General features: G+C 72.3%; 21 protein-coding genes. 12 read left to right on the forward strand and 9 right to left on the reverse strand.

Translation table 11 applies throughout. The features are described 5' to 3' along the window. The first annotated feature begins 146 nt into the window (after positions 1-146). Positions 147-1,127, forward strand: coding sequence for an ABC transporter ATP-binding protein (locus AC07CM_RS25210; RefSeq protein ID WP_478878722.1), 981 nt, complete (start codon positions 147-149; stop codon positions 1,125-1,127). Continuing rightward, entirely contained in the window at positions 1,114-1,995 is an 882-nt protein-coding gene (locus AC07CM_RS25215) for an ABC transporter permease (RefSeq protein WP_478878723.1), read from the forward strand. Before AC07CM_RS25210 ends, AC07CM_RS25215 begins: the two co-directional genes overlap by 14 nt. A gap of 29 nt (positions 1,996-2,024) precedes the next feature. Here AC07CM_RS25215 and AC07CM_RS25220 read toward each other — a convergent pair whose 3' ends face one another. Further along, positions 2,025-2,612 (reverse strand): flavodoxin family protein, encoded by a 588-nt coding sequence (locus AC07CM_RS25220; RefSeq protein WP_478878724.1) that lies wholly within the window; start codon positions 2,610-2,612, stop codon positions 2,025-2,027. A gap of 195 nt (positions 2,613-2,807) precedes the next feature. On the opposite strand from AC07CM_RS25220, the gene AC07CM_RS25225 reads away from it, so the two are divergent. Continuing rightward, positions 2,808-4,097 (forward strand): tetratricopeptide repeat protein, encoded by a 1,290-nt coding sequence (locus AC07CM_RS25225; RefSeq protein ID WP_478878725.1) that lies wholly within the window; start codon positions 2,808-2,810, stop codon positions 4,095-4,097. A 25-nt stretch (positions 4,098-4,122) separates the two neighbouring features. Here the strand turns inward: AC07CM_RS25225 and AC07CM_RS25230 are convergent, their stop codons facing one another. From AC07CM_RS25230 to AC07CM_RS25240, 3 genes are all read right to left on the reverse strand, one after another. Then, positions 4,123-4,590, reverse strand: coding sequence for a VOC family protein (locus AC07CM_RS25230; protein WP_478878726.1), 468 nt, complete (start codon positions 4,588-4,590; stop codon positions 4,123-4,125). A 41-nt stretch (positions 4,591-4,631) separates the two neighbouring features. Then, positions 4,632-5,585 carry an EamA family transporter RarD gene (gene rarD / locus AC07CM_RS25235; protein WP_478878727.1) on the reverse strand — a complete coding sequence of 318 codons (954 nt, stop codon included), beginning with the start codon at positions 5,583-5,585 and terminating at the stop codon, positions 4,632-4,634. Positions 5,586-5,721: 136 nt separating this feature from the next. Next, positions 5,722-6,576 (reverse strand): SDR family oxidoreductase, encoded by an 855-nt coding sequence (locus AC07CM_RS25240; RefSeq protein WP_478878728.1) that lies wholly within the window; start codon positions 6,574-6,576, stop codon positions 5,722-5,724. A gap of 91 nt (positions 6,577-6,667) precedes the next feature. Here AC07CM_RS25240 and AC07CM_RS25245 point away from each other — a divergent pair, with 91 nt between their 5' ends. Next, positions 6,668-7,072 carry a winged helix-turn-helix transcriptional regulator gene (locus tag AC07CM_RS25245; RefSeq protein WP_478878729.1) on the forward strand — a complete coding sequence of 135 codons (405 nt, stop codon included), beginning with the start codon at positions 6,668-6,670 and terminating at the stop codon, positions 7,070-7,072. A 16-nt stretch (positions 7,073-7,088) separates the two neighbouring features. Here the strand turns inward: AC07CM_RS25245 and AC07CM_RS25250 are convergent, their stop codons facing one another. The 5 genes from AC07CM_RS25250 to AC07CM_RS25270 all read right to left on the reverse strand — a co-directional run bounded on the left by AC07CM_RS25250 (position 7,089) and on the right by AC07CM_RS25270 (position 13,868). Then, positions 7,089-8,150 carry a 2-oxoacid:ferredoxin oxidoreductase subunit beta gene (locus tag AC07CM_RS25250; RefSeq protein WP_478878730.1) on the reverse strand — a complete coding sequence of 354 codons (1,062 nt, stop codon included), beginning with the start codon at positions 8,148-8,150 and terminating at the stop codon, positions 7,089-7,091. Then, the gene (locus AC07CM_RS25255) at positions 8,143-10,071 is read right to left on the reverse strand and encodes a 2-oxoacid:acceptor oxidoreductase subunit alpha (protein ID WP_478878731.1); all 1,929 of its coding nucleotides are present in this window, start codon (positions 10,069-10,071) and stop codon (positions 8,143-8,145) included. Before AC07CM_RS25255 ends, AC07CM_RS25250 begins: the two co-directional genes overlap by 8 nt. Before the next feature lie 287 nt (positions 10,072-10,358). Further along, positions 10,359-11,018, reverse strand: coding sequence for a LuxR C-terminal-related transcriptional regulator (locus tag AC07CM_RS25260; RefSeq protein WP_478878786.1), 660 nt, complete (start codon positions 11,016-11,018; stop codon positions 10,359-10,361). A 146-nt stretch (positions 11,019-11,164) separates the two neighbouring features. Further along, entirely contained in the window at positions 11,165-12,529 is a 1,365-nt protein-coding gene (locus AC07CM_RS25265) for a sensor histidine kinase (protein ID WP_478878732.1), read from the reverse strand. 157 nt (positions 12,530-12,686) lie between these two features. Continuing rightward, the gene (locus AC07CM_RS25270) at positions 12,687-13,868 is read right to left on the reverse strand and encodes a sensor histidine kinase (RefSeq protein WP_478878733.1); all 1,182 of its coding nucleotides are present in this window, start codon (positions 13,866-13,868) and stop codon (positions 12,687-12,689) included. A gap of 237 nt (positions 13,869-14,105) precedes the next feature. Here AC07CM_RS25270 and AC07CM_RS25275 point away from each other — a divergent pair, with 237 nt between their 5' ends. From AC07CM_RS25275 to AC07CM_RS25310, 8 genes are read left to right on the forward strand one after another with little or no spacing between them, the layout of a single operon-like run. Continuing rightward, on the forward strand, positions 14,106-14,522 hold the full coding sequence (locus tag AC07CM_RS25275) for an NADH-quinone oxidoreductase subunit A (protein WP_478878734.1): 417 nt from the start codon (positions 14,106-14,108) through the stop codon (positions 14,520-14,522). Then, positions 14,513-15,130, forward strand: coding sequence for an NADH-quinone oxidoreductase subunit B (locus tag AC07CM_RS25280; RefSeq protein ID WP_478878735.1), 618 nt, complete (start codon positions 14,513-14,515; stop codon positions 15,128-15,130). The genes AC07CM_RS25275 and AC07CM_RS25280 overlap by 10 nt, the downstream gene beginning before the upstream one ends. Beyond that, positions 15,127-16,488, forward strand: a complete 1,362-nt coding sequence (locus AC07CM_RS25285) for an NADH-quinone oxidoreductase subunit C (protein ID WP_478878736.1) — start codon at positions 15,127-15,129, stop codon at positions 16,486-16,488. Before AC07CM_RS25280 ends, AC07CM_RS25285 begins: the two co-directional genes overlap by 4 nt. Next, positions 16,485-17,453, forward strand: a complete 969-nt coding sequence (locus AC07CM_RS25290) for a complex I subunit 1/NuoH family protein (protein WP_478878737.1) — start codon at positions 16,485-16,487, stop codon at positions 17,451-17,453. The genes AC07CM_RS25285 and AC07CM_RS25290 overlap by 4 nt, the downstream gene beginning before the upstream one ends. A gap of 2 nt (positions 17,454-17,455) precedes the next feature. Next, complete coding sequence (locus AC07CM_RS25295) at positions 17,456-18,025, forward strand: NuoI/complex I 23 kDa subunit family protein (RefSeq protein WP_478878738.1); 570 nt, start codon at positions 17,456-17,458, stop codon at positions 18,023-18,025. After that, positions 18,022-18,630, forward strand: coding sequence for an NADH-quinone oxidoreductase subunit J family protein (locus AC07CM_RS25300; RefSeq protein WP_478878739.1), 609 nt, complete (start codon positions 18,022-18,024; stop codon positions 18,628-18,630). Before AC07CM_RS25295 ends, AC07CM_RS25300 begins: the two co-directional genes overlap by 4 nt. Then, positions 18,630-19,016, forward strand: coding sequence for an NADH-quinone oxidoreductase subunit NuoK (nuoK, locus tag AC07CM_RS25305; protein WP_391327434.1), 387 nt, complete (start codon positions 18,630-18,632; stop codon positions 19,014-19,016). The genes AC07CM_RS25300 and nuoK overlap by 1 nt, the downstream gene beginning before the upstream one ends. Then, positions 19,013-21,007 carry an NADH-quinone oxidoreductase subunit 5 family protein gene (locus AC07CM_RS25310; RefSeq protein WP_478878740.1) on the forward strand — a complete coding sequence of 665 codons (1,995 nt, stop codon included), beginning with the start codon at positions 19,013-19,015 and terminating at the stop codon, positions 21,005-21,007. Before nuoK ends, AC07CM_RS25310 begins: the two co-directional genes overlap by 4 nt. The last annotated feature ends 4 nt before the right edge of the window (positions 21,008-21,011 follow it).

Here is a 21,011-nt window from a genome sequence, read left to right on the forward strand (position 1 = left end):
ACCCCCCCCCCGCCCCCCCCCCTCCCCCCCCCCCCCCCCCCCCCCCCCCCCCACCCCCCCCCCCCCCCCCCACCCCCCCCCGCCCCCCCCCCCCCCCCCCCCCCCCCCCCCCCCCCCCCCGGCCACGAGGAATCGAGGGGGAGCCGATGGACGAACCGTCCGCCACGGAGCGGGACTCGGGAGACGCAGACGCGGCGGGGCACGTCATCGCCACGCGCGGTCTCACCAAGCGCTACCGCGGCGGACAGCTCGCCGTCGACGGTCTCGACCTGACCGTCCCGGCGGGCAGCGTCTTCGGCTTCCTCGGCCCCAACGGCTCCGGCAAGACCACCACCATCCGCATGCTGATGGGCCTGATCGAGCCGACCTCGGGCACGGTTCGCGTCCTGGGCCGCCCCATGCCCAGGTCAGGCCGCGCCGTCCTCCCGCACGTGGGTGCGCTGATCGAGGGACCCGCCCTGTACGGGTTCCTCTCCGGCCGCGACAACCTGCTGCGCTACGACGCCGCCGACCCGACCGCCGATCCGCGCACCCGGCGCGCACGGGTCGCGGCCGCACTGGACCGGGTGGGCCTGACGGCCGCCGCGGGCAAGAAGGCCAGGGCGTACTCGCTCGGCATGAAGCAGCGCCTGGGCCTGGCAGCCGCCCTGCTGCAGCCGCGCAGGATGCTGGTCCTGGACGAGCCGACCAACGGCCTCGACCCGCAGGGCATGCGCGAGATCCGCTCTCTGGTCCGGGAGTTGGCCTCCGACGGCACGACCGTGTTCCTCTCCTCCCACCTCCTCGACGAGATCGAGCAGGTGTGCACGCACGCGGCGGTGATGGCCCGGGGCCGCCTGGTCACGCAGGGCGCGGTGGCCGACCTGGCGGCCGGGGCGCGGGGCCGGCTGGTGGTGACCACACCCGATCCGGGCGAGGCGGCCCGGGTGCTGAAGGAGCAGGGCGTCGGGGACGTCACCGCTGACGGCGACCGGGTGACCGGTGAGCCGCCCGAGCGTGACCTCGCCGAGGTGACCGCGGCCCTGGTCACGGCGGGCGTCCGCGTGCGGGGCCTCACGCTCGAACGGGCCTCGCTGGAGGACGCGTTCGTGGCACTGACGGGGGAGGGCTTCGATGTCGCGGGCTGAGGCACCGCGGGCACCGGCGGTGCGCCGGACCAGTCCGCTGTGGACGTTCGGGCTGCTGCGCAGCGAGCTGGTGACCACCGTCCGCCGCTGGCGCACGCTCGCGCTGCTCGGGGTGCTGGCGGCGGTGCCCGTACTGGTCGGGATCGCGGTCAGGATCGAGACCCGGGGCGGTTCGACCGGGGGCCCGGGCGGCGGCGGGCCGGCGTTCATCGCGCAGATCACCAACAACGGCCTGTTCCTGGTGTTCACGGCACTCGCCGCGACCCTGCCGTTCTTCCTGCCGATGGCGGTCGGCGTCGTCGCGGGCGACGCGATCGCGGGCGAGGCGGGCGGCGGCACCCTGCGCTATCTGCTGGTCGCCCCGGCCGGCCGGACCCGTCTGCTGCTCACCAAGTACACGACGGTCATGGCCTTTTGCGTGCTGGCCACCCTGGTCGTGGCCGTCTCCGCACTGATCGTCGGCGCCCTGCTGTTCCCGCTCGGCGACCTCACGACCATCTCCGGCACCCGGATCACCTTTGCCGAGGGCCTCGGCCGGGCGCTGCTGATCGCCCTGGTCGTCGCCGCCTCACTGGTCGGCGTCGCGGCCCTCGGCCTGTTCGTGTCGACCCTGACCAACAGTGGCATCGCGGCGATGGCGACCACCGTCGGCCTGCTCATCACCGTCCAGATCCTCGACCAGATACCCCAGTTGCACGCGTTGCAGCCGTACTTCTTCTCCCACTACTGGCTGTCCTTCGCCGACCTGATGCGCGACCCCGTCTACTGGGACGACCTGGTGAAGAACCTCGGCCTGCAGGGCCTGTACGCGGCCGTGTTCGGCTCGGCGGCCTGGGCGCGGTTCACGACGAAGGACATCAACGCGTAGGGACGAGGGCGTCAACGCCCAAGGACGTCTCAGGCGTCCTCGTACGGGAAGCGGGCGAGCGGCGCCTCCTGGGCGAAGAAGGTCTTGGCGCGTGCCAGCGCGTCGGTGTCCTTGTGCACGTCCCCGCGGGCGCTGCCGTTGCCCAGCAGCACGCCGCCGAAGCGCATCCCCAGGTAGGCGGCGGAGTTGTTGAGCGTGCCCGTGAAGGGGTCGGCGACCGACGGCTCCCGGTCCGCGAGCGCGGCGATGCCCCACAGGGTGCGTCCGGCCAGCGTGGCCTTGAAGTCGACCTCGGGGGTGCGCAGCCAGGCCGACCAGTAGTCGAGGTAGCGCTTGGTGAGGCTGGACACCGAGTACCAGTACAGCGGCGAGGCGATCACGATGTCCGTCGCCGTGAGCGTGGCGTCCAGCAGCAGCCCGGTCTCGGTGTCCGCGGGCGGCCGCACGTGGTCGCTGTCGTGCCGCAGGTCCACGAAGTCGGGCAGCGGGTGCTCGGCGAGACGGATCCACTGCTGCTCGGCGTCCGCGGGCAACTGCTCGGCGGCAGCGCGGGCCAGGAGTTCGGTGTTGCCTTCGAGGCGGGCGCTGCCCAGGACGAACAGGAAGCGGCGGCTCATGGGTCCCCCAGAGTGAGGCGATGTCGTACCGCGAATATAAGCGTGTGCATTTTATGCACACGCAAGCAGTCTCCTCAAGGGTACGGCTGGTGCGAGGCTGTGACGTCGCGGTTACGCGGGAGCCGCCCTGAACCGACAGACTGGTTGGTAGGACGCGTACGACCGGATCGCGACGCCGGGGGAGCGAGGAAACCGATGTCTCGACTCAGCTTCGAGAAGAAGCGGGCGCAGCAGCCCGTGGCACACCCTGCGACGGTGTATGTCCGGGTGTCCGGCGCGGGCAGCGCGTCGGTGGGCGGGACGGCGGTCGTCGCGGCACCGGGCGAGGACATCCAGCAGGCCGTGCTGAACCACCTCCAGCGCCTGGCCATCAGCCTGGGCACGCCCATACTGGCCACCATCCACGACGAACGCGCCGGCTGCGTGGTTCCGCTCGAGGTCGCGGCGGACGGCTCCAGCACGGTGGCGGGAGATCCCGTACGAGTCGCTCCGCGGGGTGCGCCGGAGGAACCGTCCGCCGTCGCGCCGCGGCCGGCCGCCGGCACCGGGGCGGGCACGGTGAAGACTCCCACGGGAGTCTTCGGTCCTCCGCCCGTCATGGACGCACCCTCGACACGGGCCACGGCAACGGCCTCGCCGGACACCGACCCTGCCGCGGATCGTCCATCGGCCGCGCCGGACGCAGACCCTGCCTCCGTTGCCGCCCCGGCCGCAGCCGAAACCCGCCCCGCCTCCGTTGCCGTACCCGGATCGGCCCCGCGGTCCGGCCCCGTTGCCGCGCCGGAACCGGCCCCGCCGTCCGGCCCCGTGGTGGTGGTTCCCGTACCCGAATCCGCCCCGGCGCCCGGCCCCGCACCCGCGCTCGTCCCCATGCCGGGCCCCACGCCCACCTCGGCCCCCGCCCCGCTGCTCGACCCCGAGCCCGCCCGGGCCACCTCCGCCACCCCCACCCCAGCGCGCGGCTTCGACGCCGTTGCCGAAGAGGTGCTCGGGGACGAGCCGGTGACCGAGACCGCCGAGGGTGCCGAACTGCTCGGCGGGCCGATGGCGCGGATCAACGAGGCCGTCCGGGACGGTCTTATCGACACCGCCGCGGAACTCGCCGACCGCACGGTCGTCGAGGCCTCCGGGGTGCTGGGCCCGCGCCACCCCGAGGTGCTGCACCTGCGCGAACTGACCGCCTACATCGCCTACCTGGCCGGCGACCCGGTCCGCTCCTTCCACCTCTCGCTGGAGCTCGCCCGGCTGCGCCGGCAGGCGCGGGACGCGGAGGCGGCCTACGGCAACGTGCAGAGCGCGGCCACCGCGTGGCGGGCGGTCCGCGATCCGGAGGAGGGGCTGCGGATGGGCCGCGACCTGATCGACCTGTGGACGGACCTCACGGCGGAGCCGGGACCCGCGGCCGAGGACCCGGGACCGCTGGAGTCCGCCCGCGCCCGGATGGTCCGCCTGACCGACCGCGCGGCCCGGGCGGCGCAGGCGTAAGCCACCCGCCCGCGCCCCCGGCCGGCTACTGGACGCAGAACTCGTTGCCCTCCGGGTCCGCCATCAGCACCCACTCGCCGCCGGGTTCCTTCACCTCGCGCAGGACCCGCGCTCCCAGCGCCTCCAGGCGTGCCACCTCGTCCGCGCGCCGGCCGTCGCCGGCGTGCAGGTCGAGGTGGAGCCGGTTCTTGACCGTCTTCGCCTCCGGCACGCGCTGGAAGAGCAGCCGCCGCCCCAGCCCGGTGCCCGAGTCCGGGTCGTAGGAGTCGTCGGGGTGCCGTACGGCGATCAGGTCACGGAAGGCGGGACGGCCGTGGTACTCGACGGTGGCCGCCTCGGGCAGCGCGCCGGACGACAGCAGCCGTTCGACGAGCGCGCCGTTGTCCTCGGCCTCGTAGTGCAGCGCGGCGGCCCAGAAGTCGGCCTGCGCGTGCGGGTCGGCGGCGTCGATGACGAGTTTCCAGTGCAGTGGTGCGGGTGTCTGCGTCGGCATGGACACCACTTATAGCGGCCGCCACTGACATCCGGTCCGGGTCAGGCGTCCACCGGGGCGGAGTCGGGCGCCGCCTCGACGCGGGACGGCACGATGACCACCCTCGGCCTGCGCGCGGAGCGCAGCGCGTCGGCCGTGAGCAGGCCCAGCGCCAGCCACACCAGCGCGAAACCGGCCCAGCGCTCGGCCGGCATCGCCTCGTGGAAGTAGAGGATGCCCAGCAGGAACTGGAAGACGGGGGCCAGGTACTGCAGCAGCCCCAGCGTGGACAGGGGTACGCGGATCGCCGCCGCGCCGAAGCAGACCAGCGGCAGCGCGGTGACGAAGCCGGTCGAGGCGAGCAGGGCCCCGTGTCCCGCGCCCTCGGTGGCGAAGGTGGAGTCGCCGTGCGCGGTGAGCCAGATCAGATAGCCGAGCGCGGGCACGAACTGCACGGCGGTCTCGGCGGTCAGCGACTCGATGCCGCCGAGGGCGACCTTCTTCTTCACCAGCCCGTAGGTGGCGAAGGAGAAGGCGAGACAGAGGGAGATCCACGGCGGTCGGCCGTAGCCGACGGTCAGGACGACGACGGCGGCGAAGCCCACACCGACCGCCGCCCACTGCGCGGGCCGCAGTCGCTCCTTCAGGAGCAGCACGCCCATCGCGATGGTCACCAGCGGGTTGATGAAGTAGCCGAGGGAGGCCTCGACCACGTGGCCGGAGTTCACGGCCCAGATGTAGACGCCCCAGTTCACGGTGATGACGGCCGCGGCCACCACCACGAGCCCCAGCCGCCGCGGCTGCCGCAGCAGTTGGCCGGCCCAGGCCCAGCGCCGTACGACCACCAGGGCGACGGCGACGAAGACGAGGGACCACACCATGCGGTGGGCCAGGATCTCCATGGCCCCGGCGGGCTTCAGCAGCGGCCAGAACAGGGGGACCAGCCCCCACATGCCGTACGCGGCGAAACCGTTCAGCAGCCCTGTCCGGTGCTCACCCTTGGACGTCCCGGCCACGGGCCCCTCCCTCTCCATTCCACACACGCACGCGAGAACGAAGGTAACGCCGAACACCCCCGCCTGTCATGCCCGTATCGCCATACGGTCATGACAGGCGGGGGTGGGGTGCTCGCGGGTTCTCCGACGGAGCGGTTCAGCCCTTGAGCGCGGCGGTGATCGCCTCGGCGAGCGGGGTGGCCGGGCGGCCGGCCAGGCGGGACAGGTCGCCGGTGGAGACGGCCAGTTCGCCCTTCGCGATCGACACGTCGACGCCGGCGAGGATCCCGGCGAGCGGCTCCGGCAGCCCGGCGCCGGCCAGGATGCCCTGCAGCGCCTCGGTGGAGACGGAGTTGTAGACGATCTCCCGGCCGGTCTGCCGGCTCAGCTCGGCCGCGTACTCGGCGAAGCTCCAGGCCTCGTCGCCGCCCAGCTCGTACGTGGTGTTCTCGTGCCCCTCGCCGGTCAGCACGGCGACCGCGGCGGCCGCGTAGTCGGCGCGCGCGGCGGAGGAGACCCGGCCCTCGCCGGCCGCCGCGACGACCGCGTCGTGCTCCAGCACCGGGCCCAGGTTCTCGGTGTAGTTCTCGTGGTACCAGCCGTTGCGCAGCAGGCTGTACGGCAGACCGGAGGCGAGCAGCGCCTCCTCGGTGGCACGGTGGTCGTCGGCGAGCGCGGCCGTGAGGCTGCCGGGGGCGCTCGTGTACGCCAGCAGCGCCACGCCCGCGGCCCTGGCCGCGCCGATGACGACCTTGTGCTGACCCGCCCGGCCCTTGTCGAACTCGTTGCCGGAGATCAGCAGGACCTTGTCGCCGGCCGCGAACAGGCCGTCGAAGGTCTCGGGCCGGTTGTAGTCGGCGACGGCGAGGCGGACCCCGCGGGCCGCGAGGTCGGCGGCCTTCGCTTCGTCGCGCACGACGGCGGTGATCCGCTCCGCCGGAACCTTCTCCAGCAGCTGCTCCACCACGTGACGGCCGAGGTGTCCGGTGGCTCCGGTGACGACGATGCTCATGATCCATAACTCCTTGTGGGATGCCTGTGGCACTCACTCTAGGAGCGGCACTAACCAAGCGAAAGTACCCACTTTGAAGTAAGGTACTGACGTGGCAGTAAGTGGAAAGGTCTCGGAGTCCGAGGCGCTGTGCCCGCACCGGCTCGTCCTGGAGCACGTCACCAGCCGCTGGGGCGTCCTCGTCCTGATCGAGCTGCTCGAGCGGCCGTACCGCTTCAGCGAGCTGCGCCGGGCCATCAGCCGGTGGGGCGGCCGGGGCGTCAGCGAGAAGATGCTCACCCAGACCCTGCAGACCCTGGAACGCGACGGGCTGGTCCACCGGGACGCCCGGCCGGTCATCCCGCCCCGCGTCGACTACTCCCTGACCGACCTCGGCCGCGAGGCCGCGGAGCAGGTGCGGTCCCTGGCGCAGTGGACGGACGCCCGCATGGGACGGGTGGAGAAGGCCCGTCAGGCATACGACGAGGCCCGGGAAGCGCGCTCCCGGGCCTCGTAGCGAAACGGGTCGGCGCTCAGCCGACGACCGTCCAGGTGTCCCCGCCCGCCAGCAGCGCGGCCAGGTCGCCCTTGCCGTGCTGCTCGATGGCCACGTCGAGCTGGTCGGCCATCGCGGTGTCGTAGACCGGCCGCTCGACGGAGCGGAAGACGCCGATCGGGGTGTGGTGCAGCGTGTCGGGGTCGGCGAGGCGAGAGAGGGCGAAGGCGGTGGTGGGGGACGCGGAGCCCGCGTCGTGCACCAGGATGTCCGCCTCGTTCTCCTCGGTCACCGTCACCACCCTCAGGTCGCCGGTCTGCCGGTCCCGGACGACACCGCGCGTGCCCTCGGTCCCGAACCGGATCGGCTGCCCGTGCTCCAGGCGGATCAGCGCCTCCTCGGCCCGCTGCTTGTCCTTCAGCGCGTCGAAGGCGCCGTCGTTGAAGATGTTGCAGTTCTGGTAGATCTCGATCAGTGCCGTGCCCGGGTGGTCGGCGGCCGCGCGCAGCACCTCGGTGAGGTGCTTGCGGTCGGAGTCGATCGTGCGCGCGACGAAGGACGCCTCCGCGCCGATCGCCAGCGACACCGGGTTGAACGGCGCGTCCAGCGAACCCATGGGCGTCGACTTGGTGATCTTGCCGACCTCGGAGGTCGGGCTGTACTGGCCCTTGGTCAGACCGTAGATCCGGTTGTTGAACAGCAGGATCTTGAGGTTGACGTTGCGGCGCAGGGCGTGGATCAGGTGGTTGCCGCCGATGGACAGGGCGTCGCCGTCACCCGTGACCACCCACACCGACAGGTCCCGGCGGGAGGTCGCGAGGCCGGTCGCGATGGCCGGGGCGCGGCCGTGGATGGAGTGCATCCCGTAGGTGTTCATGTAGTACGGGAAGCGGGAGGAGCAGCCGATGCCGGAGACGAAGACGATGTTCTCCTTCGCCAGCCCCAGCTCCGGCATGAAGCCCTGGACGGCGGCCAGGATCGCGTAGTCGCCGCAGCCCGGGCACCAGCGCACTTCCTGGTCGGACTTGAAGTCCCGCATCGACTGCTTGGCCTCGGCCTTCGGGACCAGCTGCAGCAGCCCGTTGGTGGCGTCAGTCATCGATGGCCTCCTTCAGCGCGGCGGCGAGCTGTTCCGCCTTGAACGGCATGCCGTTGACCTGGTTGTACGAGTGGGCGTCCACCAGGTACTTCGCCCGGACCAGGGTGGCGAGCTGCCCGAGGTTCATCTCCGGGATCACCACCTTGTCGTACCGCTTCAGCACCGCGCCGAGGTTGCGCGGGAAGGGGTTGAGGTGGCGCAGGTGCGCCTGCGCGATCGACTCGCCGGCCGCGCGCAGCCGCCGTACCGCCGCCGTGATCGGGCCGTAGGTCGAGCCCCAGCCCAGGACCAGCGTCTTCGCCTCGTGCGGGTCGTCGACCTCGATGTCCGGGACCTCGATGCCGTCGATCTTGGCCTGGCGGGTGCGGACCATGAGGTCGTGGTTGGCGGGGTCGTAGGAGATGTTGCCCGTGCCGTCCTGCTTCTCGATGCCGCCGATGCGGTGCTCCAGGCCCGGCGTGCCCGGGATCGCCCACGGGCGGGCCAGGGTCTGCGGGTCCCGCTTGTACGGCCAGAAGACCTCGGTGCCGTCCTCCAGCGTGTGGTTCGGGCCCTGCGCGAACTGCACCCGCAGGTCCGGCAGCTCCTCCAGGTCCGGGATCCGCCACGGCTCGGAGCCGTTGGCCAGATAGCCGTCGGACAGCAGGAACACCGGGGTGCGGTACGTCAGCGCGATCCGTGCCGCCTCCAGCGCCGCGTCGAAGCAGTCGGCCGGCGTCTTCGGGGCGACGACCGGGACCGGCGCCTCGCCGTTGCGGCCGAACATCGCCTGCAGCAGGTCCGCCTGCTCGGTCTTGGTCGGCAGCCCGGTCGAGGGGCCGCCGCGCTGGATGTCCACGACCAGCAGCGGCAGCTCCAGGGAGACCGCGAGGCCGATCGTCTCGCTCTTCAGGGCGACACCGGGACCGGACGTGGTCGTCACCGCCAGCGAGCCGCCGAAGGCCGCTCCCAGCGCCGCGCCGATGCCGGCGATCTCGTCCTCCGCCTGGAAGGTCCGCACGCCGAAGTTCTTGTGCTTGCTCAGCTCGTGCAGGATGTCCGAGGCCGGTGTGATCGGGTACGAGCCGAGGAACAGCGGCAGATCCGCCTGCTGCGAGGCGGTGACCAGGCCGAAGGCCAGGGCCAGGTTCCCGGAGATGTTCCGGTAGGTGCCGACGGGGAAGGCCTTGGCCGCCGGGGCGACCTCGTAGGAGACCGCGAAGTCCTCCGTGGTCTCGCCGAAGTTCCAGCCCGCGCGGAACGCGGTGATGTTGGCCCGCGCGATGTCGGGCTTCTTGGCGAACTTGCTCTTCAGGAACTTCTCGGTGCCCTCGGTGGGCCGGTGGTACATCCAGCTCAGCAGGCCCAGGGCGAACATGTTCTTGCTGCGCTCGGCCTCCTTGCGGGAGAGGTCGAACTCCTTCAGCGCCTCCACCGTGAGGGTGGTCAGCGGCACCGTGTGCAGGTTGTAGCCGTCCAGCGAGCCGTCCTCCAGCGGCGAGGCGGTGTAGCCGACCTTCTGCAGGGCGCGCTTGGTGAACTCGTCCGTGTTGACGATGATCTCGGCGCCGCGCGGCAGGTCGCCGATGTTGGCCTTCAGAGCGGCCGGGTTCATCGCGACCAGCACGTTCGGCGCGTCGCCCGGGGTGAGGATGTCGTGGTCGGCGAAGTGGAGCTGGAACGAGGAGACGCCGGGGAGGGTGCCGGCGGGGGCGCGGATCTCGGCGGGGAAGTTGGGGAGGGTGGAGAGGTCGTTGCCGAAGGACGCGGTCTCCGAGGTGAACCGGTCACCTGTGAGCTGCATGCCGTCGCCCGAGTCCCCCGCGAACCGGATGATCACCCGGTCCAGGCGCCGCACGTCCTTCGCTCCGCCCGGTTTGCGCTGCTCTCCCACGACGGCTGCGTCGGCCTGCTCCGCTGGGCTGCTGACCTGGCTGGTCACTGAACTGGACCTCCTTCGAGGCGGCTGTCCGGGCGTGGTCTTCCCACGGACCATCCCAGGATCAACCCTACGTCGGTTAGGGTCGCCTTCCCGCGGCCATCCGAATGATGGACGGCTTTTCGAGACGGCCCGTAGCGCTGACTTGTCATGATGTCCCGCACCGCTGAAGCGTCCATGAAGACGCTCGCCGCGATTCCTCCGGTTCTCTCCTGTCGCCTCCCACCCGGGTACCCGCCCCTCCACAGAAGCCGGACGGACTGACGCGCTGCTGACACAGTGTCGGCCCGTTACGAGTTCAGGTAGGTCAGAACGGCCAGAACACGCCGGTGGTCGCCGTCGCTCTGGGACAGTCCGAGCTTCACGAAGATGTTGCTGACGTGCTTCTCCACGGCCCCGTCGCTGACCACCAGCTGCCGGGCGACGGCCGAGTTCGTCCGCCCCTCCGCCATCAGCCCCAGCACCTCGCGCTCACGCGGAGTGAGCCCCGCCAGCACGTCCTGCTTGCGGCTGCGCCCGAGCAGCTGCGCGACCACCTCGGGGTCCAGCGCCGTGCCGCCCCCGGCCACCCGCACCACGGCGTCGACGAACTCACGCACCTCGGCGACCCGGTCCTTCAGCAGATAGCCGACGCCCCGGCTGGACCCGGCCAGCAGTTCGGTGGCGTAGCGCTCCTCGACGTACTGCGACAGCACCAGCACCCCGAGCCCCGGGTGCGCCTTGCGCAGCTTCACGGCCGCGCGCACGCCCTCGTCGGTGTGTGTCGGCGGCATCCGCACGTCCGCCACCACGACGTCGGGCAGTTCGCCCTGCGCGTCCAGGTCGGCGATGGTCTTCAGCAGCGCCTCCGCGTCTCCGACGCCCGCCACGACGTCGTGCCCACGGTCGGTCAGCAGTCGGGTCAGGCCCTCCCTGAGCAGCACCGAGTCCTCGGCGATGACCACCCGCACCCTGTCCTCCACGATCTCCCGGCCCCCCACAGCCCGACCTTCCGACGGCGTCTCGTACGGAAGTCCAGCATTCCAGCATTCGGGCCGTCATGCGCGGGAGCCGGGGAAAGCGCGGTGTCGGGGATTTCCCCGTCGGACGGGTTCGGTCAGGCCCGCCAGGGCAGCTCGGCGATCACCCGGGTGGGGCCGCCGGCCGGGGAGTCCACCACGAGGACGCCGTCCACCGCGTCCAGACGGCCGGCCAGGCCCGCCAGGCCCGAGCCCCCTGAGGCGTCCGCGCCGCCCACGCCGTCGTCCATGACCTGGATCATCAGCCGGTCCTCCGAGCGCCACACGTCCACCGAGGCCGAGCGGGCCCGGCTGTGCTTGCTGATGTTCTGCAGCAGTTCGGAGACGGTGAAGTAGGCGATGCCCTCGATGGCCGCCGCGGGCCGGGCAGGCAGGTCGACCTCTACCCGTACCGGCACCGTGCAGCGGGAGGCGACCGAGGACAGGGCCGCGTCCAGGCCGCGGTCGGTCAGCACGGCCGGATGGATGCCGCGTGCCAGGTCGCGCAGCTCCTGCAGGGCCGTCTTCACCTCGCCGTGCGCGTCCTCCACCATCCGGGCCGCCTCCCGCGGGTCCTCCCGCAGCTTCTCCTTGGCCAGGCCCAGATCCATGGCCAGGGCCACCAGCCGGGCCTGTGCCCCGTCGTGCAGGTCCCGCTCGATGCGGCGCAGGTCGGCGGCCGCCGTGTCGACCACGACCCCGCGGTCCGACTCCAGCTCCACCACTCGTGCCGACAGCCGCGACGGCCCGAGCAGCCCGCGCACCAGCAGTCCGTCCACCGCGGTCAGCGCCCGCACGATCCACGGCGTGGCCAGCGTGAACAGCAGTCCGACCAGCGCGGTCAGGGTGATCTCGAACGGGTTGTCGAGATAGACGGTGTGGTGCTCGTCGCCGTAGAGCTGCAGGCCGCCCTGGCCGCCGTACAGCGGGAACACCCAGAACCACAGCGGGTACGTCAGCAGCGCCCAGCCGTACGCCCAGAAGTTCACCGCCACGACGAACGAGAACACCGCCCAGGGGAACTGCAGCAGCGCGTACAGCAGGTGCCGCCACGAGCTGCCGCTCTTCAGGACCGCGCCCATCCACGCGAAGACGCCCGGCTTGGCCGGCCGCAGCGGCTCCGGGGCGGCCACCTCAAGACCCAGCAGGGCGCGCGCCCGCGTGCGCTCCAGCGCGCCGATGCCCCGGCAGCCGGCCAGCGCCACCGCCAGCACCGGTATCCCGAGGAAGGTCACCAGCAGGCCCGCGCCGAGCGCCACCATGGTGACCGTCCAAGTGAACAGCACGATCGCGATCGGCAGGCCCAGCAGCACATGGGCGAACTCGCGCAGGCTGCGCGCCTCGACGGGCGTCCGCAGGACGGCGGGCAGCAGGTGCCGCCGGTCCCCCTCGGGGGCGGTGAAGCCGGATCCGGCCGGGTGCCCGTGTCCCCGCCCGTACCCCTGTCCGTACTCCGTGGCCATCGGTGTCGTCCCGTTCTCCTCGTTCTGACGGCGTTGGTGCCGTGCCTCCAGCCTGGTGTGCGGCGCCCGCGCGGGCCATGGAGGCCGTCGGCGTCTTGGACCGGGGGTTTTCCCCACCCCCGTAGGGCGTCCACCGCCTCGGCGGGGGCGGCCCCGCTCAGTCCCTGCGGTTCCGCCACGGCAGCTCCGCCGTGACCACCGTCGGCCCGCCGACCGGCGAGTCGACCACGAACAGGCCGTCCACCGCCCCGAGCCGCTCCGCCAGGCCCCGCATCCCGCTGCCGCCCTCGAACCGGGCGCCCCCGCGGCCGTCGTCCCGGACCTGGATGAGCAGCCGGTCCTCCGAGCGCCACACGTCCACCGAGGCGGCGCGCGCCCCGCTGTGCTTGCTGATGTTCTGCAGCAGTTCGGAGACGGTGAAGTACGCGATGCCCTCGATGGCCGCCGCCGGCCGGTCCGGCAGGTCCGCCGTCACCTTCACCGGCACCGTGCAGCGCGAGGCGACCGAGGACAGGGCCGCGTCCAGGCCGCGGTCGGTCAGCACGGCCGGATGGATGCCCCGGGCCAGATCCCGCAGCTCCTGCAACGCGAGCTTCACCTCGCCGTGCGCCTCGTCCACCATCGCCGCGGCCGAATCCGGATCCTCCAGCAGCTTCTCCTTGGCCAGGCCCAGACCCATCGCCAGGTTCACCAGCCGCGCCTGCGCCCCGTCGTGCAGATCCCGCTCGATGCGGCGCAGGTCGGCGGCCGCCGTGTCGACCACGACCCCCCGGTCCGACTCCAGCTCGGCGATACGGCGTTCCAGCTCGTCGGAGGGCGAGAGCAGCCCGCGCACCATCGCCCGGTCCACGTTGCTCAGCCCCCGCGCGATCAACGGCAGCACCGGCCACAGCACGAACAGCGAGGTCAGCACGATGGTGAAGGTGAGAACCCCCCAGGGCAGCCGGATGAGGTCGTACAGCAGCGTCCGCCAGCCCACCGGGTCCTTCAGCGCCAGCCACAGCCGCTGCACCGGCCCGCCGCCCCGGGCGAGCGGCAGCGGAGTCGGCTCCTCGACGTGCACCCCGAGCAGCGCCCGGGACCGGATCCGCTCCAGCTTGCCCAGCTGGCGGGCGCCCAGCAGACAGACGGCCAGCAGCGGGAGCCCGACCACCGTGAGAGTGAGGACCCCGCTGACGAGCACCACGGTGAACACGTACGTGAAGCCGAACAGCGACGCCGGCAGGTTCAGCAGGAGATGCGCGATCTCCCTCCAGGTGTGCGCGCCCAGGGCGAGCCGGGCCGGAGGGAGGCGGTCGGTGCCGTCGGTCCGTTCGGAGGCGGAGGCGGAAGCGGTCATGGCGGCCAGCCTGCCGTGCCCGGCACCCGTCGCGCCATGCGGTCCGCCGCCTCCGTGCCCGGGGGAAAACCCCACCCTCCACAGGGTCCTCGCGTCTCACGGTGTGACGGGCTGCTTACCGCGTCTTTATCAGGGCCTAGACTCCCGTGCGTACAGATCCTCGAATCACGTCGCAGCGCGTTGCAGCGCTGAGGCACAAGGTCACAAGGTCACGAGGTCAGGGAGCGAGGGCGGACGGTGCGGGAGACGTGGGGGACCTCGACGGTCGCCGCGGCGGACGTCGCGGCCGGTTACTTCCGGTCGTACTCGGTCGTGGGACTGCTCGCCCTGATCGGCGTGCTCTTCGTCGCGGTCGCCTTCGGCGCCGGCCGCCTGCTGCGCCCGGTGGTGCCCACCCCGGAGAAACTCCTGACCTACGAGTGCGGCGTCGATCCCGTCGGCGAGGGCTGGGCCCACACCCAGGTCCGCTACTACGTCTACGCCTTCCTCTACGTGATCTTCGCGGTCGACTCGATCTTCCTGTTCCCGTGGGCGACGGTCTTCGCCGCCCCCGGCTACGGTGCGACGACCCTGGTGGAGATGTTCATCTTCCTCGGCTTCCTGGCCGTGGGCCTGCTGTACGCCTACAAGAAGGGGGTCCTGGCATGGACGTGAACGCCTCGACTCCGTCGGTCTCCGAGCCCGTGCCGCTTCCCGAGCCGAAGCGGCTGGGCGCGCTCGCCCGGCTCGCCCCCGAGCCCATGAAGGTGGTCCTGAACTGGGGCCGCCGCTACTCGCTGTGGGTGTTCAACTTCGGCCTCGCCTGCTGCGCGATCGAGTTCATCGCCGCGTCGATGGCCCGCCACGACTTCATCCGCCTCGGCGTCATTCCCTTCGCGCCGGGCCCCCGGCAGGCCGACCTGATGGTCGTCTCCGGCACGGTCACCGACAAGATGGCCCCGGCGGTGAAGCGCCTGTACGAGCAGATGCCGGAACCGAAGTACGTCATCTCCTTCGGCGCCTGTTCCAACTGCGGCGGCCCCTACTGGGACTCCTACTCCGTCACCAAGGGCGTCGACCAGATCATCCCGGTCGACGTGTACGTCCCCGGCTGCCCGCCTCGTCCCGAGGCGCTGCTCCAGGGCATCCTCAAGCTCCAGGAGAAGATCGCCCGAGAGTCACTGGAGGACCGGTACGGGCCTGCCCGGCCGTCCGCCGCCGCCCTGCAGAGCGGCCTCGTGAAGCCGCCGGTCCCCATGGCCGGCGAGGGGGAAGCGCGATGAGCACGGCCGGCTGGCTGCCCGCCCCCGCCGAGGAACTGTTCGGCACGGAGGCCACCGCCGAGGAGGCCTACGAGGTCCTGACGGTGGACGTTCCGCCGTCCTCCTGGCTCACCGCCCTGGAGACCGCCCGTACGACCCTGTCCTGCACCTACTTCGACTGGCTGAGCGCGGTCGACGAACCGGGTACGGGCTTCCGTGTCTCCGCCCACGTCGTCGCCCTCTCGCCGGTCCGCCGGCTGCTGCTGCGGACGACCGTCCCGCACGAGGCGCCGACGCTGCCCTCGGCCGTCGGCGTCTACGCCGGTGCGGCCTGGCACGAGCGCGAGACGCACGAGATGTTCGGGGTCGACTTCGAGGGCCACCCGGGCCTGGATCACCTCCTCCTGCCGGAGACCTTCGAGGGCCACCCGCTGCGCAAGGACTTCGTCCTCGCGGCCCGGGTCGCCAAGGCGTGGCCGGGCGCCAAGGAGCCCGGCGAGTCCGACCACGGCGGGCCCAAGCGCCGCCAGATGCTGCCGCCGGGTGTCCCGGACCCCAACGAGTGGGGCCCCCTCAAGGGCCAGCTGCCTCCCGCACCGGCGCGTCCGGCCCGGGGAGCGGGGCGCGCGGCGGGCGAGCGACCCGCGCGTGCGGCGGGCGAACGGCCGGTACGGCGGACGCGTACGGCGGCGGAGGGCTCCGCCGGCCAGGCCGAGGCCGGGGAGACCACCGGTGCCGGTGCCGACGCCGCTGCGGGAGCCGCTGCCGGTGCGGCTGCTCGGCCCCGTCGGACGCGGAGCGCGAGCGAGGGCTCGGTGAGTCAGGCAGCGGCTCCGGCACAGGACGCGGTGGAGCGGAAGCAGACGGCGGCCGAGGGCGATGCCTCCAGCAAGGCGGCCGAAGGACCCGCGGCGGAGGCCTCGGTGGCCCACGAGCCCTCGGCGGCCCCTGTACGGCCGCGCCGCGCACGCAGCGCCTCGCAGGGCTCGGCCTCGCAGCGGCCCGAGGCAGCGGAACCGGCACCGGCGGAACCCGCACCGGCGGAGCCGGCCGAACCGGACGGCTCCGACCGCCCCGCACGGCGGAGCGCGGCCCCGGGCAGCTCGGACGCCCCGTGGCACCACGCCCGCCCGGCGTTCGACGAGGAACAGAAGCAGGCGCAGGCGCCGGAGCCGGAGGAGGCGCCGGCACCGGAAGCGGAGCCCGAGCAGGCACCGGAGCCGACACGGGCCCGGGCGCCCGAGCCTCGGCCGGAGCAGGTGCCCGAACCGGAGCAGGCGCCGGAAGAGAACAGCGCACCCGAGCCGCCCCGGCCCGGAGCACCCGAGGCGACCGAAGAGCGCAACACCCCCGACGACCCCACAGGAGGCCCGCAGTGAACGGCGCGCTGGACGTCGCCCTGCGACTCCTCGTCGTGTTCGTCGTCTTCCTCACCTTCCCCCTGATCGTCGGCCAGACCGAGCACAAGGTGATGGCCCACATGCAGGGCCGCCTCGGCCCGATGTACGCGGGCGGCTTCCACGGCTGGGCCCAGCTCATCGCCGACGGCGTCAAGTTCGCGCAGAAGGAGGACGTGGTCCCGGCGGGCGCGGACCGCCGCGTCTTCCAACTGGCCCCCGCCGTGGCCCTGCTGCCGTACCTGCTGGTCCTGCTCGCCATCCCGATCGGGCCGAGTGAGGGGGCCGTCGGCCAGGTCCTGGACGCGGGCGTCTTCTTCGTGCTCGCCGTGATGGGCGTGGGCGTCCTCGGCTCGCTCATGGCCGGCTGGGCCAGCGCGAACAAGTTCTCCCTGCTCGGCGGCCTGCGCACCGCGGCCCAGCTGCTCGCCTACGAACTCCCGATGCTGCTCGCCGCGGCCTCCGTCGCCATGGCGGCCGGCACCGTCTCCCTGCCCGGCATCCTGCACGCCTTCCACTGGTGGTGGCTGCCCTGGCAGATCGTGGGCGCGGTCGTGTTCTTCGTGGCCGGCCTCGCCGAGCTGCAGCGCCCGCCCTTCGACATGCCCGTCGCCGACTCGGAGATCATCTTCGGGGCGTACACCGAGTACACCGGCCTCAGGTTCGCCCTGTTCCTGCTCGCCGAGTACGCCGGAATCATCGTCCTGTGCGGCCTGACCACCGTCCTCTTCCTGGGCGGCTGGCACGGCCCCTGGGGAGCCGACGGCCTGGGCTGGCTGTGGACCCTGCTGAAGACCGCGATCCTCGCCTTCGTCGTCATCTGGCTCCGCGTGACCTATCCCCGCCTGCGCGAGGACCAGCTCCAGAAGCTCTCCTGGACCCTCCTCGTCCCCCTCTCCCTCGCCCAGATCGCCCTCACCGGCATCGTCAAGGTGGTGATCCAGTAGCCATGGCGCCCATCCCCGGCTCCGGCCTCGCCAAGGGCCTGGCCGTCACCCTGCGCACGATGACGAAGAAGACCGTCACCGAGCAGTACCCCGACGCCCTGCCCGAACTGCCGCCCCGCACCCGCGGCGTGATCGGCCTGTTCGAGGAGAACTGCACGGTCTGCATGCTGTGCGCCCGTGAGTGCCCGGACTGGTGCATCTACATCGACTCCCACAAGGAGACGGTCCCGGCGGCCGCCCCCGGCGGACGCGAGCGCAGCCGCAACGTCCTCGACCGGTTCGCCATCGACTTCTCCCTGTGCATGTACTGCGGCATCTGCATCGAGGTCTGCCCTTTCGACGCGCTGTTCTGGTCCCCGGAGTTCGAGTACGCCGAGACCGACATCCGCGACCTCACCCACGAGCGCGACAAGCTCCGCGAGTGGATGTGGACCGTCCCGGCCCCGCCCGCGCCGGATCCCGGTGCGGAGGAACCGAAGGAGATCGCCGCCGCCCGCAAGACGGCCGAGAAGCTGGCCGCCGCACAGGCCGTGGCACAGGAACCGCAGCAGCCTCAGGAGGGTGAGTCGTGAGCCTCGCCGCAGCCCAGCACGGCTTCCTGTCCCCGACCGGTGTCGAGATCGCCTTCCTGCTCGTCGGCCTGGTCACCTTCGGCGCGGCCCTCGTCACCGTCACCACCCGGCAGCTGGTCCACGCCGCCCTGTGGCTGGTGGTCACACTCGGCGGCCTCGCCGTCGAGTACCTGCTGCTGACCGCCGAGTTCATCGCCTGGGTGCAGGTCCTCATCTACGTCGGTTCCGTCGTCGTCCTCCTCCTGTTCGGTCTGATGCTCACCAGGGCCCCCATCGGCCGCTCCCCGGACGCCGACTCCGGCAACCGCTGGGTCGCCCTCGCCGTCGCCGTGGTCGCCGCCGGCGCCCTGGTGTGGGTGGTCGTCGACGCGTTCCGCACGACCTGGATCGACCTGAACGGCCCGGCCGCCGGCAGCACCCGCGTCACCGGCGAGAGCCTCTTCCAGAACTGGGTCCTGCCCTTCGAGGCCCTCTCCGTTCTCCTCCTCGCGGCGCTGGTCGGCGCGATCGTCCTGTCCCGCAAGGCCAAGGCGGACGCGGATGCCCCGCCCGCCACCGCAGGGGAAGCCACCCCCGCGGTCTCCGGCAAGGAAGGCGCCCGCTGATGCATCTCGCCTATCCCGCCGTCCTCTCCGCCCTCCTCTTCTGCACCGGTCTGTACGGCGTCCTCGCCCGCCGCAACGCGATCCTGGTCCTGATGTCGGTCGAGCTGATGCTCAACGCCGTCAACCTCAACCTGGTCGCCTTCGACGTCTGGCTCAGCCGGGCCGCCGAGGAGACCCTGCACTCCGGCCAGGCGCTGACCCTGTTCACCATCGCCATCGCCGCCGCCGAGATCGGCATCGGCCTGGCGATCGTGCTCGCCGTGTACCGCAACCGAGGCACCTCCGACATCGACAAGCTCCGCGACACCGCCGAGGGCCACGGCGACGACACCGACGGCCCCGGCACCGACACCCCCGCGGCCGAGAAGGCTGAGGCCACCGCGTGACCACGACCACCCTCGCCGTACTCGTCCCCCTCCTGCCGTTCCTGGGCGCCGCGGCCGGTCTGCTCCTGGGCCGTACCGCCCCCGGTTTTGTCCGCCCGCTCGCCGTCCTGCCGGCGCTGGCCGCGCTCGTGCTGGCCGCGCTCGTCGCCGTACGCCAGGGCGGCGGCCCGGCCATCCTGGCCCAGACAGAGCTGACCCCCACGGGTTCGGTCCCGATCGACCTGGCCCTGGACATCGACGGCTTCGCCGCGCTCGTCGCCGTCCTGGTCGCCTTCGTCGCGAGCTGCGTGCAGATCTACTCGACCGGCTACCTGCGCGACGACCCGCGCTACCCCTCCTACGCGGCCCTCGTCTCCCTCTTCACCTCCGCGATGCTCGTGGTCGTCTACTCGGGCGACCTGATCGTGCTGCTGGTCGGCTGGGAAGTCATGGGCATCTGCTCCTACTTCCTGGTCGGCCACTACTGGGAAACGCCCGAGGCCCGTGCCGCCTCCCTGAAGGCCTTCCTGGTCACGAAGCTCGGCGACGTGCCGTTCCTCATCGGCCTGTTCGCCCTCGGCACCGACGCCGGGTCGTTCCAGATCACGCGGGTCCTCGGCACGGTCGCGAGCGGCGGCCTCGACCATCCGACCGTCATCGCCCTGCTGCTCCTCGCGGGCGTGGCCGGAAAGTCGGCGCAGTTCCCGCTGCACACCTGGCTCCCCGACGCGATGGCGGGCCCGACACCCGTCTCGGCACTGATCCACGCCGCGACGATGGTCGCCGCCGGTGTCTACTTCGTCGCCCGTCTCCTTCCGGTCTTCGAGGCCTCACAGGCCGCGATGGTGGTCCTCGCCGTCATGGCCGCCGTGACCATGACCGGCTCGGGTCTGGCCGCGCTCGCCCAGGACGACATCAAACGCGTCCTCGCCTACTCGACGATCGGTCAGCTCGGCTACATGACCGGCGCCCTCGCCGTCGGCGACCGCGGTGCCGCCGTCTTCCACCTCCTGTCCCACGGCGCCTTCAAGGCGCTGCTGTTCCTCGCGGCCGGCGTGATCATCCACGCCGCCGGCACCAACTCACTGGCCGCCATGTCCCGGATGAGCCACCTGCGCGACCGCGTCCCGGACGCCTACTGGACGATGACCGTGGCGCTGCTCGCCCTCGCCGCGGTCCCTCCCTTCAGCGGCTTCTTCTCCAAGGAGTCGGTCCTCGGCGCCGCCGAGCACGTGATCAGCGGCCACACCGACCACGCCCCCGGCGCCGCCGGCTGGCTGGTCCTGGTCGCGGGCCTGGTCACCGCCCTGCTCACCGCCGCCTACGCCACCCGCCTGTGGCTGCTGGCCTTCCGCGGCCGGGGCGCGGAGGCCCCCGACCACGGCCGCCAGCCGCTGACGATGACCGTGGTGCTGTGGGTCCTGGCCGTGCCGTCCCTGGCCTTCGGCGGGTTCGCCTACCGCTCGCTGCCCAGCTGGTTCGACGGCCGCGGCCTCACCCCGACCCTCCTCACCTCCGTCCTCGGTACCGGTCTCGCGCTGGTCGGGGGACTGCTCACCTACGGCGCCTGGCAGCGCACCAGGACACTCGCCGCCCACGTCACGCTGGGCGCGGTCGCCGCCCACCCCGAAGGCGACGCGGGCCTGGTCGAGGCCGAGGCCATCGCCAGCCACGAGCCCGCCTACGGCGACATCGCCTACGCGCCCGACCCGGCCGACCCCGGCCGTCTGCTGCTCGGTCCGCTGCACCGGCACGCGGCCGCGGGCTTCCACCTGGACGCCGTGTACTCGGCGCTGTTCGTCCGACCGGTCCAGGCCGGAGCGAGTCTCGTCCGGTTCCTCGACAGCGCGGTCGTCGACACCTACGTACGCGGCGCGGCCGCCCTGCCCCGGCTGCTCGGGGCCGCCGTACGGCGGGCGCAGACCGGCAATGTGCAGACCTATGTGAGCGCGCTGCTCGCCGGCACCGTCGTCCTGGCGGTCGCCGTCCTCCTCGTCGCCACGGGAGCGTGAGCAG

It is taken from the genome of Streptomyces sp. NPDC044061 (genome assembly GCF_056434305.1).